The organism is Desulfurivibrio dismutans (assembly GCF_029210385.1).
GTDB classification, from domain to species: domain Bacteria; phylum Desulfobacterota; class Desulfobulbia; order Desulfobulbales; family Desulfurivibrionaceae; genus Desulfurivibrio; species Desulfurivibrio dismutans.
The window spans coordinates 67,430-86,510 of sequence record NZ_JARGDQ010000006.1; the positions used below are offsets into that span (position 1 = coordinate 67,430).

Consider the following 19,081-nt stretch of genomic DNA (forward strand, 5'->3'; position numbering starts at 1 on the left):
AAATGCAAAAGGACATACCATGAAACCCGATCTTGGCGAAATCATCCTCTATCAGTCCGAGGACGGCAGTAGCGCCCTTGATGTGTACCTAAAGGACGAGTCGGTTTGGCTGACCCTGAACCAGATGGCAGAGCTTTTTGGTCGTGACAAGTCCGTAATTTCTCGCCATTTAAATAATGTTTTTCGGGATAAGGAGTTGGCCAGGGCGGCAGTTGTTGCAAAAAATGCAACAACTGCCGCCGATGGCAAGACGTATCAGGTTGAGTATTTCAGCCTCGACGCCATTATCTCCGTGGGCTACCGGGTCAACTCCATGCGTGGCACCCAATTCCGCATTTGGGCCACCGGGGTGCTGAAGGATCATCTGGTGCAGGGCTATACCCTTAACCAACGGCGGCTGGCAGAGAAAGGAGTTGCCGAACTAAAGCAGGCCATGTCGCTGCTGGCCAACACTTTGGAGAGCCATGATCTGATCAACGAGGAAGGCAGAGCGGTGTTGAACGTGGTCAATCGCTATGCCCGTACCTGGCAGCTTCTTCTTCAATACGACGAGGATTGCTTGCCGATGCCGGAAGCGCGGCAACAAGCCGGGGCGGGGCTCCGAATCGAAGAAATCCGTCAGGCTATCGATGCTCTTAAAAAGCATCTGATGGAAAGGGGTGAGGCCACCGACCTTTTTGGACAGGAACGTGGCCATGGGTTGTCCGGCATCATCGGGGCGGTGCAGCAATCCTTCGGTGGCCAGGAACTTTATCCGAGTATAGAGGAAAAGGCGGCCCATCTCCTCTATTTTGTTATCAAAGATCACCCCTTCAGCGATGGCAACAAGCGGATCGGTTCTTTTCTCTTTGTGCTATATTTACAACAAAATGGTCTGGAGAACGGGGGGCGATTCGACAACCGGGCGCTGGTGGCCCTGGCTCTTTTGACTGCGGCCAGTGATTCAGGGGCCAAGGAATTGATGATCCGGTTGATGCTGAACCTGCTTGCGGAGAGACAGGACCCATGAGTGAGACTCTGCTGCCGCCGCTGAAGCCTATTCCCGTTAAAGACCGGATTTCTGTGGTCTATGTGGAAAAGGGCAACCTGGATGTCCTTGATGGTGCCTTTGTGGTGGTGGATAAAACCGGTGTTCGTACCCACATTCCGGTGGGGGCGGTGGCTTGTCTGATGCTGGAGCCGGGGGCGCGGGTTTCCCACGCAGCAGTGACGCTGGCCGCCAGGGTTGGTTGCCTTTTGGTCTGGATTGGTGAGGCTGGTGTTCGCTTGTATGCCTCGGGCCAGCCAGGTGGCGCTCGGGCTGATCGCTTGCTGTACCAGGCAAAACTGGCCTTGGACGACACGGCCCGGCTCAAAGTGGTCCGCAAAATGTATGAGCTGCGCTTTGGCGAAAAACCTCCGGAACGGCGTAGTGTCCAGCAACTGCGGGGGATTGAGGGCGCACGGGTCCGTAAAATGTATGAGCTTTTGGCCCGACAATATAAAGTGCCTTGGGTGAGGCGTAATTACGACCATACCAGTTGGGGCAGTGGCGATGTCCCGAACCGGTGTCTGAGTTCAGCCACCGCCTGCATGTATGGTATCTGCGAGGCGGCAATCTTGGCAGCCGGCTACGCCCCGGCAATCGGCTTTATCCACACCGGCAAACCGCAGTCTTTTGTCTATGATGTCGGGGATATATTCAAGTTTGAAACCGTGGTGCCGGTAGCTTTCCGCATTGCCGCCCGGAACCCAGTTAATCCGGAAAGAGACGTGCGACTTGCCTGTCGGGACGCCTTTCGCCAGAGTGGCCTTTTGAAGCGCATTATCCCGACCATTGAGCGGATTCTTGCAGCCGGAGAGCTCCAACCACCAAGCCCCCATGAGGAGGCGGTGACGGTTGCCATTCCAAACAAGGAGCAAATTGGTGATGCTGGTCATCGTGGCTGAAAATGTACCTCCCAGGCTAAGGGGGCGGCTGGCTTTGTGGCTTCTGGAAATACGGGCCGGGGTCTATGTAGGCAAGGTTTCCCGCCGGGTTCGTGAAATGATCTGGCATAATGTGCAGGAAGGTGTTGGTGCAGGAAATGTGGTTATGGTTTGGAAGACCAACACGGAGTCCGGTTTTGATTTTCTAACCATCGGCGCCAACCGCCGAATCCCTGTAGAGATGGATGGCTTGAAATTTGTATCATTCACGCCGGAATATAACGTGTAGAGCCAAACCGTAATGAGTCGGAAATTTAGAGAATCTTTTGGTAGCTTTTTGCTCTTTGAAAATTGAATGGAATTGCAAAGAGTTGGAAGAAGTATGTTCCCCGCACCCGCGGGGATGAACCGAATCCGTCCCGATGCTGCGGAAAGACATCAGCATGTTCCCCGCACCCGCGGGGATGAACCGCGTCCCGGAGTTTGGCGGTGATGCTCAGATTGATGTTCCCCGCACCCGCGGGGATGAACCGGTTGAGCATCCTGATTAGCAGGAAGCGGTAAGATGTTCCCCGCACCCGCGGGGATGAACCGTACCTGCGAACCGAGAAACCCAAGGCGCCAGCATGTTCCCCGCACCCGCGGGGATGAACCGCCCCAATATGTAGTAAAACCAAAAACCAGGAGATGTTCCCCGCACCCGCGGGGATGAACCGGAGCTGCGGGAGGCGGTATCGGTGATGGAGCAATGTTCCCCGCACCCGCGGGGATGAACCGTTCGTATGCGGGGCCGTTTTGAGCTTTGATCAATGTTCCCCGCACCCGCGGGGATGAACCGAACGACGCTCAAGGGTACGGCTCCGCGATCACATGTTCCCCGCACCCGCGGGGATGAACCGAGTTTTGCGCTGATCTGGTGGCGCTGGTGGAGATGTTCCCCGCACCCGCGGGGATGAACCGATGCGAGAATTAAAAAACACCATTTGTTTTATATGTTCCCCGCACCCGCGGGGATGAACCGGTCATGGCCGCCGCTGCCGCTGCTGGTGGAGCATGTTCCCCGCACCCGCGGGGATGAACCGACCAATATTGAAAAATTCATCGACCACATGGAATGTTCCCCGCACCCGCGGGGATGAACCGATTGATGATGTAGGCGCCATTGAAATCAACGAATGTTCCCCGCACCCGCGGGGATGAACCGTACCGTTTTTACCCGACGCCGGAGCAAGAAAAATGTTCCCCGCACCCGCGGGGATGAACCGGTGGAAGATAGCGCGCCCATTGGGGGCAAAGAATGTTCCCCGCACCCGCGGGGATGAACCGCCCTGCTGGATGACAAAGCACAGGCACACGAAATGTTCCCCGCACCCGCGGGGATGAACCGGTCCAGGAGGAAGGAAAAAGCTACCGGGATGCATGTTCCCCGCACCCGCGGGGATGAACCGAGGTCACATTAAACCCCTTGCCTCAAGAAATGATGTTCCCCGCACCCGCGGGGATGAACCGCTGGCCAGCACGTCCCGGCCCTGGTGGCACTCATGTTCCCCGCACCCGCGGGGATGAACCGACGGAAGCCTTACGCATATCGGGGATAATCCGATGTTCCCCGCACCCGCGGGGATGAACCGGCGCGGACATCTGGAAGGAAAAGAACTGGCGAATGTTCCCCGCACCCGCGGGGATGAACCGACACGGCAATCCACGGGGGGCTGAGATTATGCATGTTCCCCGCACCCGCGGGGATGAACCGCCGACCCGGTTGCACCAGCGTTTACCATCCCAATGTTCCCCGCACCCGCGGGGATGAACCGGTGCGGATATAGGCATTGCGGTTGGTATCGCCATGTTCCCCGCACCCGCGGGGATGAACCGCAGGTTTTGACCGTCTTCCGGACGTGGGGATTATGTTCCCCGCACCCGCGGGGATGAACCGCTGAGCGCCTGTCTCGCATCCTTAAAACTGGTATGTTCCCCGCACCCGCGGGGATGAACCGACTACCACCAGTGCTGCTCATGGGGATGATTAATGTTCCCCGCACCCGCGGGGATGAACCGAGGTTGGCCCCGTAATTCTCCGTGGTTATGGTATGTTCCCCGCACCCGCGGGGATGAACCGACGCGGACATCTGGAAGGAAAAGAACTGGCGAATGTTCCCCGCACCCGCGGGGATGAACCGAGCGTTATAATTTGGTATTGGGATTGCGGGGCATGTTCCCCGCACCCGCGGGGATGAACCGGATCAGAAATACACCTGCCAGAAGTGCGGGGCATGTTCCCCGCACCCGCGGGGATGAACCGCCCACTTGCACCACGTCGGCCCCGGTGATCAGATGTTCCCCGCACCCGCGGGGATGAACCGCCAATAGTCTGCGTTCTTTCTCACCTCGTCAAATGTTCCCCGCACCCGCGGGGATGAACCGACCAGCCCTTGCCGCTGTCGGGGTGGAGATTCATGTTCCCCGCACCCGCGGGGATGAACCGCGTAGATCGAAAAAATAGACATCAGAACACGGATGTTCCCCGCACCCGCGGGGATGAACCGCGTTGCAGCGGGGGTTGTCGTGTGCGTTTGTTATGTTCCCCCCACCCGCGGGGATGAACCGGCCACCTGACCCGGCACAAGATCGGGGTGGAAATGTTCCCCGCACCCGCGGGATGAACCGTTGGATCGGGCAGCACCACCCCTGCCAACACCATGTTCCCCGCACCCGCGGGGATGAACCGGCACGGTTGCGGCGGAAAAATCCGGTCGTTTCATGTTCCCCGCACCCGCGGGGATGAACCGAGCTTGAGCAAGACCACACGCTGGCGGCGGGCATGTTCCCCGCACCCGCGGGGATGAACCGCGTTTTGAAATTACCAGCAACACCCGGAACAGATGTTCCCCGCACCCGCGGGGATGAACCGCGCTACCTTGCTGCTTCCCGGGGACTGCGGGTATGTTCCCCGCACCCGCGGGGATGAACCGCTCTTTTATGCCGTCGATTTTGAGCATTAGTAATGTTCCCCGCACCCGCGGGGATGAACCGCGCAACATCGCCGCCACCGCCCCAACGGTCAAATGTTCCCCGCACCCGCGGGGATGAACCGAGCAACCGAAATACGAGACAGGGAAAAACATCATGTTCCCCGCACCCGCGGGGATGAACCGCCCATTGCCGGGCTGGCCCTGACGATGGACCGATGTTCCCCGCACCCGCGGGGATGAACCGATACCAACACTTGCGGCACTTGCACGGCCACCATGTTCCCCGCACCCGCGGGGATGAACCGATGTGAATCTAGAATGGACAGCAGGCATGGTCATGTTCCCCGCACCCGCGGGGATGAACCGATCGCCGCCAACACGGAGAAATACCCGGTTGAATGTTCCCCGCACCCGCGGGGATGAACCGGTCTGGATATTGATTTATATGGCGGCACTGTAATGTTCCCCGCACCCGCGGGGATGAACCGGTCGGGGTGAATCCGTGGCTTGCCCCTTCGTGATGTTCCCCGCACCCGCGGGGATGAACCGGCCACCTGACCCGGCACAAGATCGGGGTGGAAATGTTCCCCGCACCCGCGGGGATGAACCGCAGCCGTAGCCGCTGAGCAGGGGCGCAATGACATGTTCCCCGCACCCGCGGGGATGAACCGGCATATAGTCTGCTGGTCAGGTACTCGGACACATGTTCCCCGCACCCGCGGGGATGAACCGTTGACTCGCGCCGAAACCAACATGCGCTTTGTATGTTCCCCGCACCCGCGGGGATGAACCGTTCCCAAACCAGCACTTTCTCCCCATTGATTCATGTTCCCCGCACCCGCGGGGATGAACCGCCGACGCTCCAGACAACCGCCCACCCGGCTGAATGTTCCCCGCACCCGCGGGGATGAACCGCATACGCCCTGGACGCGGTGTGGAGCCCCGACATGTTCCCCGCACCCGCGGGGATGAACCGCTGAGTGGCAAGGTTACGGGCCGGAACTCCCCATGTTCCCCGCACCCGCGGGGATGAACCGATGGAGCAGGAGCAGCCCAGCGTTTACGACGAATGTTCCCCGCACCCGCGGGGATGAACCGATAAACTGAATATTCATGTGATCGTTGGTGATATGTTCCCCGCACCCGCGGGGATGAACCGGACGGGGTTAAGCGGTACTCGACCGACGTCAAATGTTCCCCGCACCCGCGGGGATGAACCGTGACCCACAGATGTATTTGCCCATCCCAGTCAATGTTCCCCGCACCCGCGGGGATGAACCGCCCGCTTAATTCGGTACTGGCGCGGCTGGTTGATGTTCCCCGCACCCGCGGGGATGAACCGTGCCCCATAACATGTGGGGAGAGGTTGAGGACATGTTCCCCGCACCCGCGGGGATGAACCGTAGGCGTTCATATCTTTCAGGAACTCTTCAACATGTTCCCCGCACCCGCGGGGATGAACCGTCAGTCAGGATACTTTTGGTAGCGTAGTCCATATGTTCCCCGCACCCGCGGGGATGAACCGGCCGCTTAGGCTTTCCAACAACAAATATACCGATGTTCCCCGCACCCGCGGGGATGAACCGCCAAAGAGCTTGCCAGGGGCACGCTGCGCAGCATGTTCCCCGCACCCGCGGGGATGAACCGGCCACGGCGCGAATCTGGACGGCCAACGGGGAATGTTCCCCGCACCCGCGGGGATGAACCGAGCCGGTTCCGCATCGACGGGGCAGTGGCGTTATGTTCCCCGCACCCGCGGGGATGAACCGGACTACCGGGCCTTGGAGGGTGGCGGCACGATATGTTCCCCGCACCCGCGGGGATGAACCGTGGATAACATCGTCGCCGGGTCAACGAAAATCATGTTCCCCGCACCCGCGGGGATGAACCGCTCATCACGAGAAAGGTTAGGGCGATTAGCGAATGTTCCCCGCACCCGCGGGGATGAACCGAGATAGCCCGCCGCACCGAGCTGGCCGTGAGCATGTTCCCCGCACCCGCGGGGATGAACCGGCGAGGAGAGGCTGAAATACTCGCCACCACTGATGTTCCCCGCACCCGCGGGGATGAACCGGGCAGGAAGAGGCAGAGAACCTGGTCGCCGACATGTTCCCCGCACCCGCGGGGATGAACCGCGATTGAAATAGTTAACCAGTTACTGCCGCTCATGTTCCCCGCACCCGCGGGGATGAACCGCCCGTTTCCATGCCCCTGAGTGATGATACTCCATGTTCCCCGCACCCGCGGGGATGAACCGGAAGATTTACCGGCGAAGCGCTCAAGCCAGCGATGTTCCCCGCACCCGCGGGGATGAACCGGAGGATATCATGATCGACTACACGCAAGTAGTATGTTCCCCGCACCCGCGGGGATGAACCGGTGGCTGATCGCCAACTGGTGCTCTACAACAGATGTTCCCCGCACCCGCGGGGATGAACCGAGCGACATTGGCTTTCAGGTCTTTAAGAGCTTATGTTCCCCGCACCCGCGGGGATGAACCGGTGGAGCCGGCAACAGTGGCCGACCATATAGAATGTTCCCCGCACCCGCGGGGATGAACCGTCAGGCGGCCGCACGGGCAAGGGTTTCCACTGATGTTCCCCGCACCCGCGGGGATGAACCGCCCGCCGGACACTGTTTCGCGCCTGGGCCAGTATGTTCCCCGCACCCGCGGGGATGAACCGCGTTCGATCCCGGTGTGGATCACCTTCGAGGGATGTTCCCCGCACCCGCGGGGATGAACCGAAGGGCCGCTTAGCGACCTGACGCTGTCCGGCATGTTCCCCGCACCCGCGGGGATGAACCGTACGGTTTCTGGTACACCATCCGGGCCTGGGAATGTTCCCCGCACCCGCGGGGATGAACCGAAAGCCACCTACGGGTATTTTGTGGGAACAGTATGTTCCCCGCACCCGCGGGGATGAACCGGTCGCGGCGTGAGCGATGTAGTCGGCCCGGCTATGTTCCCCGCACCCGCGGGGATGAACCGCCACAGTAGCGCTGAAAATCCTGGTCATGCTCATGTTCCCCGCACCCGCGGGGATGAACCGGCACGGCCAAGAGCAACCCGTCGCCAGTTGCCATGTTCCCCGCACCCGCGGGGATGAACCGGAGCAGCGGCCATGATGCCGGAGCAGCAGCGGATGTTCCCCGCACCCGCGGGGATGAACCGGCCCCGGCGTTGTCGTCCGGGGTGCTTGTGACATGTTCCCCGCACCCGCGGGGATGAACCGGTGATCGGCTTGCCGAACTTGGTGATCAGCTTATGTTCCCCGCACCCGCGGGGATGAACCGCTGCCGATGGTGTCCGCGTCATCCCCGACTTGATGTTCCCCGCACCCGCGGGGATGAACCGTTCTGGTCATGGGCCCACAACAGTTGTTCGTGATGTTCCCCGCACCCGCGGGGATGAACCGAGGTCGGTCGATTGAGCGTCCCCATGCCTTGTATGTTCCCCGCACCCGCGGGGATGAACCGGGCCAGGATATACCCGGGGAATTTTTGACCCTATGTTCCCCGCACCCGCGGGGATGAACCGCACTCCTGAATAACTTTGCCGGGGTCGCACTTATGTTCCCCGCACCCGCGGGGATGAACCGTTTGTCCGGGGCGGCGTTGGCACATTGACCGGATGTTCCCCGCACCCGCGGGGATGAACCGGAGATATTGGCCCTGCTGGGCCTCAAGGAGACATGTTCCCCGCACCCGCGGGGATGAACCGCGGGTGAGCCGATTAGTCATCCGAGCGCGTATATGTTCCCCGCACCCGCGGGGATGAACCGAACCAGAGCGGCAAATACCTGACCCTCCAGGTATGTTCCCCGCACCCGCGGGGATGAACCGTGATTGTTCTGGTTGTGACAACGGTTTTTTGGATGTTCCCCGCACCCGCGGGGATGAACCGCTAGTCACTCATCGGTATCAATGGGCGGTAAAATGTTCCCCGCACCCGCGGGGATGAACCGCGTGGAGTTATGCCGGAAAAATCAGTAAACAGATGTTCCCCGCACCCGCGGGGATGAACCGGAAACGGGTGTCAATGGCCATTTGTTTTGACCCACCTTTGGCCAACAATTTTGACCCACCCCACCTCCGCTATTCGTCCGTTTTCTGTTTTAGCCGATAACTCTCTCCTCCTAGCATAAATATACGCGAATGATGGATAATGCGATCGATGATCGGCACTGCCACATTGTCGTTGTGGAAGAATTCGCCCCAGTGGGTGAAGTCTTTGTTGGTTGTGATGATCAATGATCGGTATTCGTAGAAGCTGTTGATCAGCTGGAACAAATTGTAACGTGATTGCCGGCTCATCGGCAGGTAGACCAGCTCGTCGATGACCATGAGGTCAAATTTAACCAACTGACTGATCTTTTTTTTCAGTTCACCTTTCATTTCCGCCAGTTCCAATTCCTCAACCAGATCCAGGGCGCCGCGGAACAGGACCTTGTAACCGGCGTTAACGGCTTTTTGGCCAATCCCAATGGCCAAATGGGTTTTGCCGACGCCCGGCGGGCCAATAAAGATCACATTACTGCGCTGATCAACAAAGTCAAAATCCAGCAGGGCATTGACCTGGCGCTTGTTGATCGTGGTCTGATGCCGGTAGTCGAAACCCTCCAGGAGTTTTTCCGCGGGGAAACCGGCTTTACGGCGATTCAGAGCGATCCGTTTACCGGTGCGCTGCTCCAGTTCGTAGTCGGCCATCAGTTCCACCAGGTGCAGATAGGAAAGCTCGTTGGCGTCGGCTCGGGCCAACAGTTCCGGCAACTGATTGGCCGTCGCGTTGAGCCGTAAGTTGCGGTATTTGGTGGCCGTTCGTTCAGTGGCATCCATGGTTCACCTCCTGCCCGAGGGGGTGGTCACCATGGCGGGCCGTTAACGACGCGTACTGGCCCAACTGGATTTCGGTATCCGGAAGATCCGTTGCCGTGATGCGGTCACGCCCCCGTTCTTTTGAGCGGCGGGAGGACTCCAGGTAGCGTTTCAGGGCCGTGGCGGTCAACGTGGGCCGCTGGGCCAGTCGGTCCACCAAGGCCAGGTCAATGGTCTCTTCCGCCTTGAGCAGTTGAACGGCGGCCACCAGTTGATCTTTGTAAATCCGGGGCGAAGTGCTCTTCAAAACCTGGCACAATCGCTCGCCTGCCGGCTGACCCAGTAATGCCCGGATCGCTCCTTCAAGCTCCTGGAGCCGCTGGCTGTGATCACGGTAATGATGGGTGTTTTTGATGATCCGGCCCTTTTCGGGGCAGACAGCGTGGGTGGCGATCTTTTTGCCGCGGCCAAGGTCGATGACCTGCAGTTGTTCATCCTCGACTTGCACCCCGACCTGGCCACCTTGGTAGGCCATGGGCACCGAGTAGCGATTGGCCCGCCAGGAGATCAGCCCGGTCTTGTCAACTTTGCTACGCTCACTGGCCGATACCGCTAAACAGGCAGGAGTCAGATAGGGGCGCAAATGCGCCTGCTCCTCGGCCTCAAAATGCTGCCGGGGAACCCGCCCGGTGGTACCATGGGTTCGCTGGTTGGCCAACTCGTCCAGCCACTGCCGGACGTAACGGCGCAGGTCCTGCCGATCGCTGAACGCCTCGCCATACAGGCAGTTATGCTTGACATATTTGACTCCGGCCTCGACCTTACCTTTGCTCTCGGGATCATAGCCTTCGCAAGCGTGGACCCGCATACCCACTGTGGCCGCATATTCTGCAAAACGCTGATTAAGCGTCAATTCACGATAAAGCTCTTCGATTACCACCAGCTTGGTTTGGTCGTAAACACATTCCTCGGCAACGCCGCCAAAGTAACGGAACGCCTCATCGTGAAGCTGGATAAACCGACCGGTATCAATGGGCTCAAAGGAAATACCGACGTACATCAGCCGGGAAAACGATAAGACGAACACCACAAAGTACAGGGTCTGTGGCTCGCCACCGATCATCAACCCCCGCAACTCCCCCGGGTCAACTTGGCATTGAATCCCCGGCACATGATCGACAATCGGTTCATAGTAGCGCTTTTGAGCCACGACCCCGGTCTCTTTCAAGGCCAAAACATAGCGGCGGATACTCCGATCGGACACCGCCACCCCGCTTACCTTCTCCCGCAGTTTACGGGCCACTTTCACCGCACTGAGGCGGGGATAGGTCTCCAGAAGATAAACGATATAACTCCGGTGCACGTCCAAACGCTTATGGCGTGACCGGTCATACTGGGCCTGGCTGATGTCCGCCTCATCAAGGCGCAGATACTTGCGGACCGTGTTACGAGAAATACCCAGCTCCGAGGTAATAGCACGGACCGATAAGCCACCTCCGTTATCGTGTAACGCTTTGATTTTATGAATCATAACCCACTCCTTCAACAGATCCCCTCCTATCCGTAAATAGTTGGGGACACTAATCGCTTTATGGCCGCTTGGCCACTCCTCGGGGTGGGTCAAAATTGTTGGCCAGTAGTGGGTCATTATACTTGGCCATTAACAGCCGTTTGACGGTCACAGCTTTAAACAGCGACTCGCTGACCAGGTTCTTGGTCATCCGGTTGCTCATGGCGTAGCCGACAATTTCGCCGGTGCAGATATCCTTATGGCCGGCCAGGTAAAGCCACCCCTCATTGGTGGGAATATAGGTGATGTCCGTCAGCCAAACCTGATTGGGAGCATCGGCCGCAAAGTTCTGGGACAGCAAGTTCTTGGCCACCGGCAGGGAGTGGTTGGAATTGGTGGTGGCTTTAAATTTTCTCTTCTGGCGGCAGCGGATGCCGAGTTCGCGGCGCAATCTCTTGATCCGGCAAACCCCGACCCGCACCCCATGATCCGCCAGGTCCTCTTGCAAACGCTCCGCGCTGTAGCTCTCTCTGGTCCGGCGGTGGGCCGCCTTGATCTCTGCTGCCAACCTGGCGTCCTCCCGTTGCCGACGCGACGGGGGCCGGGTGCGCCAGGCATGGTAACCACTCAAGGATACTGCCAAAGCCCGGCCCAGTGCCGGCAAGGGATAGGTGGGTCGCATAGCTTCCATCAGCGCGTACCGGGCAGCGACTCCTTGGCAAAATACGCGGCTGCTTTTTTTAAGATGTCTCGCTCCATCCGGACCATGGCCAGTTCCCTTTTGGTCTTGGCCAATTCAACTTCCACCTCAGTCAGGGGGCGGCGATTCTTGCCGATGTTGCCGAGTTTGCCCGCCTTGGCCGCTCGCACCCAGGTCTCAAGAGTGCTTTTCGGTAATGAGAGCCGCTGGGCCGCTTCTCCGGCAGACAGTCCGTCCTCCAACACCAACCGGGCGGCCTCTTCCCGGAACTCCTTTGTGTATCGGCCGTGCGGAATTTTTCCCATGATGACACCTCCACTCTGGTTTATGAATGAATGATCAGAGTTTTCGTGTCCATCATTTTCAGCCTACCTCAGTCGCCCCCCACGCGGGGGGCGTGGATTGAAACAAAGGTTTTGTTGCTGGCGGTGGTGGTGGGCGGCGAGGGTCGCCCCCCTCGCGGGGGGCATTGAAACACGTTGCCGAAGGCTTTGCCACTGCCGCCATTTGCTTGCTGTTAAAGAGCATCTGGGATAGATTTGATCATGGCGTATCCTCCTGTGTTGGTTGTGATCGTCGTGGTGATCAATCAACCTGGATGATACGCCATTTCCCTCAGTTATCCCATACACCAGATTTGACCAGGATCCAGCTATGAGTGAATCAACCGCTATCAGTCCCCAGAAGATTCTAAGTCTGGCCGGAGGCTACTGGCAGCCGTGCGCCCTTCACTGCGGGGTGAAGCTGGATGTTTTTACCCAGCTGGCAGATAAGCGCCTTCCGGCGACCGAGGTGGCAGATCGGCTCAATGCTTCGCTGCGGGGGGTAGAAATGCTCCTCAACGCCCTGACCGCCATGGAATTGCTGGATAAAAACGACAAGGGATTCCTGGCCACCGAAGAAGCCCGGGTCTTGTTGGACCGTAAATCGTCAAAATATGTCGGCCACATGGTTATGCACCACCATCACTTGGTCGACGGCTGGAGCCAGTTGGACCAGGCGGTGGTCACCGGCCGGGCGGTGACCACACGTTCCCATGGCGAGGAGCGGGAGCGGGAAAGCTTTATCATGGGGATGCATAACCTGAGCATGAGCATTGCTCACCGGTTGGCGGCCCAAATCGATTTGACGGTCAGAAAACAGCTGCTTGACCTTGGTGGTGGCCCCGGAGTCCACGCAGTGCATTTTTGCCTGGCCAATCCCGGCTTGCGGGCCACGGTGCTTGATCGCCACACCACGGAACCCTTTGCCCGCAGGACCGCCGAAGAGGCCGGGGTTGCCGACCGGGTTAGCTTTGTTGGTGGTGATTTCCTGGTTGATCCGTTACCTGTGGACCATGATGCCGCCTGGCTCTCTCACATAATTCACTCCTGCTCACCGGAGGAGTGCCGCCACCTGATCACCCGCACGGTGGCCGCCCTGAAGCCGGGTGGGCTTATTATGATCCACGATTTCTTTTTGGACCAGACCCATGCCGCACCGCTGTTTGCGGCCCTGTTTTCCCTCAACATGCTGATCGGCAACGAAGGTCGTTCCTACGGCGAGGACGAGGTCCGGCAAACCCTCAATGATTGTGGTGTGACCAAGGTCAGCCGGCTGGATTTCACCGGCCCCAATCAATCGGGGGTTCTCATGGGGACGTTACCCGAATAGAGGGGTGTTGGGGTCAATGAGGCGGGATTCAGCGAGAAACTATCGTCCGCCAGCGAAAAAGGGGGGCAGCTTGTCCAATTATGTTGAAGGCAGACAAAAACTTTGTGGCATGCCCGGCTCAAGACGATGACGAGTTGTGCCCCAACGGGGTCTTCGAGTTCAACGTGACTCGCATGCTGGAATACGTCGCCGGCAATCCCCGGCGAGGTGCCCTTAAATTAACTAGCTGAGGAGTTACAGATTTTCTTGGGTAGTAGCGCAAATAAAGAGCAGCCCCGGCCTCACTCGCCCTAGGCCGTCAGGCCGTAAGCAAATTGCACCGCCTCTTCCAGTCGGTTGATTTCTTCATCCGCAAGGAAAGCGAAGCTGCCGGTGCGCTTGCGGGCGGAAAGCCGGCCATTGTGTTGCAGGCAGAGGCGGATGAAAAGGTCGATCTGGCGATCGGGCATGTCCACGATTTCCTGGATGGCCTTCTTGGCTGTGTCGTAGCTTGCCAGGAACGCCAGCTCCCCGGCCAGCTCCGTGTCGATGGTCTGGCCGATGAAGCGAAAGAGTGCCTCGGCCTGGGGCGTCAGGTCGAGGTAACGGTACAGGCTCGCCGTGTCGTTATGGACGGTCATGCACCCTTCTTCGTCGATGGAGTATTCCACCAAGGACATAAGCTGCCGGGAGAATGCCTCCAGGGAGGCGTCATAATCGGCGGGATTTTTCAGCATGATGGCGGAAACGGGAAACATGACCCCTTCGGGCGTAAATCCCCGGCGGGCTAGGATGTTGTGGATCAGGAAGCGGTGGATTCGACCGTTGCCGTCCTCGAAGGGATGCAGAAAAACGAAGCCGTAGGCAATGGCGGCGGCATGGATCACGGCGGAGACGTTTCCGGCCTCCATCCTGTTGTGGGCCGCGAGCAGACCGTCCATCAGCTCGGCAAGGTCCTGCGGCTTCGGGCCCACGAAGTGGATTTTTTCTCCCTGCCAGGCCACCGTCTCGCCGACATAGTTTTGGCTGGTCCGGTAATCGGGGTCGCGGAAGCGAGGGTCGACAATGCGATTCTGTAGCTCAATTAATCGTTGTTTGGTACAAAAATCTTCCTGTTCGGCCATTTGCAGGAGGGCGATGAAGCGCTCGGTCCTGGTCGAGCTGGGCGTTACGTGCTCAATCTCGAAAGAGGACTTGGTCTCCTTTGAATAGAAGTACCCCAGGGCCCTCTTCAGCAGCTCCGGAGGATAGTCGGCCACCACTTGCCGGCAGCGGCCGGGCAGGTCGGCTGCCTCATAGTCGCGGAGAGTGTCGGTTCGGCGGATCAGTGGGCAGAAGCGACCGTCGCCCGGCAGATTGTCAATGATCCGTTGCCGCCGGACCTGCCTCCCCGGGGTGACCGCGTAGTATTGATCCGGCTCGAGCAGCTTAATGTAGTTACCCCGCTTCAGATCGGCAAGCGGCAGCTTTCTGCCGGTCAGAAGCTCGTAGAGGAACCACAGGCGCCGGGCATACTTGCCGGTCGGTTTGGACCGGACATGGTCGCTGATCTCTCCGGCATCCGCCTGCTGGAAAAGGCTGGCGAGGATGGCGAGATTAGTGCCGTCATACTTCAGCGCGAATTCAAGGTGGTTGCCCACGGTTTCGCCCGGCCAGTACCTGGCCGGAAAAACCTCTTCGATCATCTCCCCGGTCGAGTCGATGCGGTGGGTGCCGCCGGTGGCGACCAGGGAGCGGCGCCAGTTAGGAATGACCTCCAGGCCGTACCGGTCGATAAGCTCCGCATACCCTGCAAGTCTGTAGGCCGGTTTATCCCGGTTGTCTTCAGCCATGGTGTCCTCCAGGAAAAACGGTTATTGATGAAGAAAAATAGTTATAATTGCCCGCAAGTCAAGAAAATTAGTTACGTGATGGTGCGAGGAGGCGGAATAAGATAGATTTTCCACCGCTGGAACTGGCCATGACCGGCACCGAAGGTAGCGCGGTGGATCAACGGCGGGGTGGCGGCGCTCAGAAGAACGCATCACCAGGGCCGCCACCCCTGGTCAAGGGCGGACATCACGATTCGGGCGCAGGCCTCGGCGTCGGAGGCGGCATGATGGTGGTTGAGCGGAATCTGCAGATTACGGCAGACATCGGACAGCTTGGTCGGGCGCATGTTCCACTGGTTGCGGGCCAGTTGCATGGTGCAGACAAAAGGAGGAGCCGGCAGCTGTAATTCATGTTCGGTACAGCAGGCCCCTAGAACTCCCCGGTCGAAAGAGGCGTTGTGGGCGGCCAGAAAATCCACCGTGGTCAACTCCTCGGCGATGCCGGGCCAGACCTGCCCGAAAACCGGCGCCTGGCGTACATCATGCCAGCTCAGGCCATGGATATGAGTGAAGGTGAACCGGGTTGACGGCGGTCTGATCAGTTCATAAAATCGCCGCACGATTTTCCCGTTGGCCACGATCACCACCCCCAGGGCGCAAGCGCTGCTACGATGGTAATTGGCGGTCTCGAAATCGATGGCGGCAAAAGTGATCATCATCGCCAACTCAGCGGTCGCCCGCTTCAGCTACCAGCTCCGCCACCGCCCCGGACCAGCCCTGGTTATGCACCCGATGTTGGGGAAAACGGGCCGCCCAGTCGTAATATTCGATCAGCGAATCGCCGGCGAAAACAAGTTCCTGCATGACTGGCACCTCCTGCTCCATTCCCTCGGCAAATGTTCGGGTTTACAGTTCCTTCACGGCGGCGACGGCGGTGAACAGGGGGGCTGTTCGTAAGTCAGATCCTGCAGGCAGTGAAGGTCTTTATATATCCGGGCGCTTGAGAAATTGTTTACAGTAACAACTGATTTTCCCGGGAGCGGGATTCCCCGATGCTGGTGACATAGACCGCCGGTTTGTCGGTCACCGGGCACAGGGTTTCGCAGATGCCGCAGCCGATGCAGATCTCCAGATCGACATGGGGGCGCTTTACGCGGACCACTTCGCCGTCACGGTTGAGCATCTCCACCTCTTCAAACCAGATGGCCTTTTTCGGGGTGGGGCAGACCTCTTCGCAGACGATGCAGGGGATGCCGTAGGCCCATGGCAGGCAGCGGTTGCGATCGAACATGGCCAGGCCGATCTTGACCTCGCTCTTTTCTTCCACGCTCAGGCGTTTGATAGCCCCCGTGGGGCAGACCTGGCCGCATAAGGTGCAGTGGTATTCACAATACCCCATGCGGGGCACCAGCAGTGGCGACCACAGACCCTCCACACCGGCTTCCAGCAGGGTGGGCTGCAGGCCGCCGGTAAGACACACCTTCATGCACTCGCCGCATTTTACGCAGCGGGAAAGAAATTCCTTTTCGGGCACCGCCCCCGGCGGCCGGATCAGCTTGGGGTTGGCTCGGGCCTCGGGCAGGTTACCCACCCGCATCAGCGGTACAATCGCCATGCCGGCCACCGCCGCCCCCACCAGTCGCCTCCGGCCCAAATCCAGGGCCGGGGCGGGAGCGGTTGCCGTCACTTTTTTACCCCAGCCCCAAGTCGGCCGGCCCAGCTTGAACTTGATCAGATGGTGCGGGCAGAGGTCGTCGCAGTTGAAGCAGGCATGGCACTCGGGGCGGTGCCAGTCGGAAAGGTGGTCGGCAGCCGGGAGGGAGTTGGCGGTATCGTTGATGGTCCCCCTGGGGGTGTTTTTTAAACCCGCCGCAATCGTTTGCAGGCTGCGCGGCTCGGCTCCGCCCGGGCAATTGCGGCCGCAGACGCCGCAGTTGGTGCAGCCTTCAGCCACCTCCCGACGCAGCAGTGACCAGCGGGCCAGCAGTCCCAGCAGGGCGCCCAGGGGGCAAAGGTAACGGCACCAGAAGCGGCGCTCATAAAGGTTCAGCGCCAGCAGCCCGATAAAGAGCAGGCCGATCAACACCGACTGGCGGAAAAATCCCTGCTGAAAGGGGAGCACCGTGTCCCGCAGCAGGCTGTAAAAGCGTTCGGAGATGGCGGTAATACCGGTGAGATCGGCATGGTACAGGGCGTCGAACAGGGCGCTGGCGGCCAGGCTGAAGGCCGGATAGATGCTGACGGACAGTGAGCGGATCAGCAGAGAGATGGGGTCCAGCAGGCCGGCCTGCTGGGAGCCCACCAACGCCAGCCCCAGCATGACCACCAGGATATAATATTTAAATTTGAACCAGGCCGGATGTCGCACCATGGCCCGGGCCCGACCGGCGGTCTGGCTGACCAGGTTGTGCAGGGTGCCGAACGGGCAGATCCAGCCGCAAAACACCCGCCCCAGCAGTAGGGTGATGGCGACCATGATCAAAGACAGCAAAAAAGCCACCGGCACACTGTGGGCGCTGAGCAGGGTGGTCAGCAGGATCAGAGGATTGAAGTCGAGAAAAAGCCGGACCGGCCAGCCCAGCTCATCGGCCCCTTTGCCTTCGGTCTGCAAGAAGAGAAAAATAAAAAAAAGCAGAAACAGCCATTGCGAGGTAATGCGCAGGCGGCGCCAGGAGAAGATATGGTCGAGTTTCATCGGTTAAGATGTCCGTTTAACGGTTGTCCATGATTGGCAACAGGTAGTTTGTCGGCATTGTGGCGGGCGGAGCTAGGCGGCCAGGGCAATTTCCTGCACTTTTAACTTGTTGAGGTCGGCTTCGCCCACCCCCAGTTTGACCGCCTCGCGGACATAGCCCAGATCACTGCCGGTCATGTCGAACAGGGTGGCGCCCAGGGAATCAATGGCCACCTCGTCGGTGCCGGCGATGATCACTTCTGGATGTCGCACATCATCCAGGCTGCCGCCTTGGGGGCCATTGGCCACCAAGATGCGGTGGGCGTCCAGAATGCTCAGGGCGGGCTGGACAAAGGCCGCCATCTCCGCCAGGGCCTGGTCCAGGCGCTGATGGATGCGGCTGCGGTTGCCGCCCATGATACCCATCCAGTTTTTAATGGTCATGGTCAGCCGGGCCAGACCGTGGTGCTTGGCAATGGGGATGTTGATCAGCACGTCGGCCTCCACCGCCTCGGTATAGATGGGCCAGGTGGTCAGCACCTGGCCGCCGATACGCATGTCGCGAAAGCGACGTTCATCGACGTATTTCAACTCTACCCCTTCCATTGGTTCCAGGGCCGCCGCGATGCCGCTTTGCACATAACAGCGGCGGGCGTCGTTCACCGGCCGATCGAACACTTTTACCAGCCGGGCGCCGGCCTCCAGGCACATTTCGGCCACCGCTTTTACCACTTCGGGATTGGTGGTGGCGGCCTGTTCGGGGCGGCGGTCGAAAGCGATGTTGGGTTTGATCACCACGATATCGCCTCGGCTGACAAAGCGCGCCATACCGCCTAAGGCGGCCACCGCCTCCTTGGCAGCCGAGCCGGGAGCCCCGCCTTTGGTCATTACCAGGTCCGGTGACTCGGCGGCCCGGCTTTGCTGCCACCAGGTGTCAAAAGCCGGGGGCACCAGCAGGGCGCCGCCGGCCACCGTTGATTTTGCCAGAAACTTGCGTCGATCCATGGAGTAGCCTCTTTGTGGCCATGAGTTATGGGGCAACAGTTAGCACTTTGCCCA

At 59.5% G+C, this 19,081-nt stretch carries 11 protein-coding genes, 1 pseudogene and 2 CRISPR repeat arrays; of the genes and pseudogenes, 4 read left to right on the forward strand and 8 right to left on the reverse strand.

Annotation, left to right across the window (positions count from 1 at the left end; genetic code table 11):
* Positions 1–19 precede the first annotated feature (19 nt).
* The 3 genes from P0N66_RS08360 to cas2e are packed head-to-tail and all read left to right on the forward strand — an operon-like array spanning position 20 to position 2,197.
* Entirely contained in the window at positions 20–1,009 is a 990-nt protein-coding gene (locus P0N66_RS08360) for a virulence RhuM family protein/type II toxin-antitoxin system death-on-curing family toxin (RefSeq protein ID WP_275804259.1), read from the forward strand.
* Positions 1,006–1,929, forward strand: a complete 924-nt coding sequence (gene cas1e / locus P0N66_RS08365) for a type I-E CRISPR-associated endonuclease Cas1e (RefSeq protein ID WP_275804261.1) — start codon at positions 1,006–1,008, stop codon at positions 1,927–1,929. Before P0N66_RS08360 ends, cas1e begins: the two co-directional genes overlap by 4 nt.
* Positions 1,910–2,197, forward strand: a complete 288-nt coding sequence (gene cas2e, locus P0N66_RS08370; protein ID WP_275804515.1) for a type I-E CRISPR-associated endoribonuclease Cas2e — start codon at positions 1,910–1,912, stop codon at positions 2,195–2,197. Before cas1e ends, cas2e begins: the two co-directional genes overlap by 20 nt.
* Before the next feature lie 93 nt (positions 2,198–2,290).
* Positions 2,291–4,516: a CRISPR direct-repeat array (repeat unit 29 nt; unit sequence ATGTTCCCCGCACCCGCGGGGATGAACCG).
* A 91-nt stretch (positions 4,517–4,607) separates the two neighbouring features.
* Positions 4,608–8,906: direct repeats of the CRISPR family, unit length 29 nt; unit sequence ATGTTCCCCGCACCCGCGGGGATGAACCG.
* Positions 8,907–8,975: 69 nt separating this feature from the next.
* On the opposite strand, the gene istB is transcribed toward cas2e, so the two are convergent.
* The 3 genes and pseudogenes from istB to P0N66_RS08385 all read right to left on the reverse strand — a co-directional run.
* Positions 8,976–9,716 (reverse strand): IS21-like element helper ATPase IstB, encoded by a 741-nt coding sequence (istB, locus tag P0N66_RS08375; RefSeq protein ID WP_275804263.1) that lies wholly within the window; start codon positions 9,714–9,716, stop codon positions 8,976–8,978.
* Positions 9,703–11,226 carry an IS21 family transposase gene (istA, locus tag P0N66_RS08380; RefSeq protein WP_275804265.1) on the reverse strand — a complete coding sequence of 508 codons (1,524 nt, stop codon included), beginning with the start codon at positions 11,224–11,226 and terminating at the stop codon, positions 9,703–9,705. The genes istB and istA overlap by 14 nt, the downstream gene beginning before the upstream one ends.
* Positions 11,227–11,362: 136 nt before the next feature.
* Positions 11,363–12,210, reverse strand: a pseudogene (locus tag P0N66_RS08385) (IS3 family transposase); the annotation flags it as partial.
* A 349-nt stretch (positions 12,211–12,559) separates the two neighbouring features.
* Here P0N66_RS08385 and P0N66_RS08390 point away from each other — a divergent pair.
* Positions 12,560–13,558: a methyltransferase gene (locus P0N66_RS08390; RefSeq protein ID WP_275804267.1), complete on the forward strand. Its 999-nt coding sequence runs from the start codon at positions 12,560–12,562 to the stop codon at positions 13,556–13,558.
* Between the two features lie 290 nt (positions 13,559–13,848).
* Here P0N66_RS08390 and P0N66_RS08395 read toward each other — a convergent pair whose 3' ends face one another.
* From P0N66_RS08395 to P0N66_RS08415, 5 genes are all read right to left on the reverse strand, one after another.
* The gene (locus tag P0N66_RS08395; protein WP_275804269.1) at positions 13,849–15,369 is read right to left on the reverse strand and encodes a Fic family protein; all 1,521 of its coding nucleotides are present in this window, start codon (positions 15,367–15,369) and stop codon (positions 13,849–13,851) included.
* A 191-nt stretch (positions 15,370–15,560) separates the two neighbouring features.
* Positions 15,561–16,064: a 3'-5' exonuclease gene (locus tag P0N66_RS08400; protein ID WP_431190032.1), complete on the reverse strand. Its 504-nt coding sequence runs from the start codon at positions 16,062–16,064 to the stop codon at positions 15,561–15,563.
* A gap of 10 nt (positions 16,065–16,074) precedes the next feature.
* Entirely contained in the window at positions 16,075–16,212 is a 138-nt protein-coding gene (locus tag P0N66_RS08405; protein WP_275804273.1) for an SGNH/GDSL hydrolase family protein, read from the reverse strand.
* 148 nt (positions 16,213–16,360) lie between these two features.
* Positions 16,361–18,043, reverse strand: a complete 1,683-nt coding sequence (locus P0N66_RS08410) for a 4Fe-4S binding protein (RefSeq protein WP_275804275.1) — start codon at positions 18,041–18,043, stop codon at positions 16,361–16,363.
* A 72-nt stretch (positions 18,044–18,115) separates the two neighbouring features.
* Entirely contained in the window at positions 18,116–19,027 is a 912-nt protein-coding gene (locus P0N66_RS08415; RefSeq protein ID WP_275804277.1) for a DUF362 domain-containing protein, read from the reverse strand.
* Between the last annotated feature and the right edge of the window lie 54 nt (positions 19,028–19,081).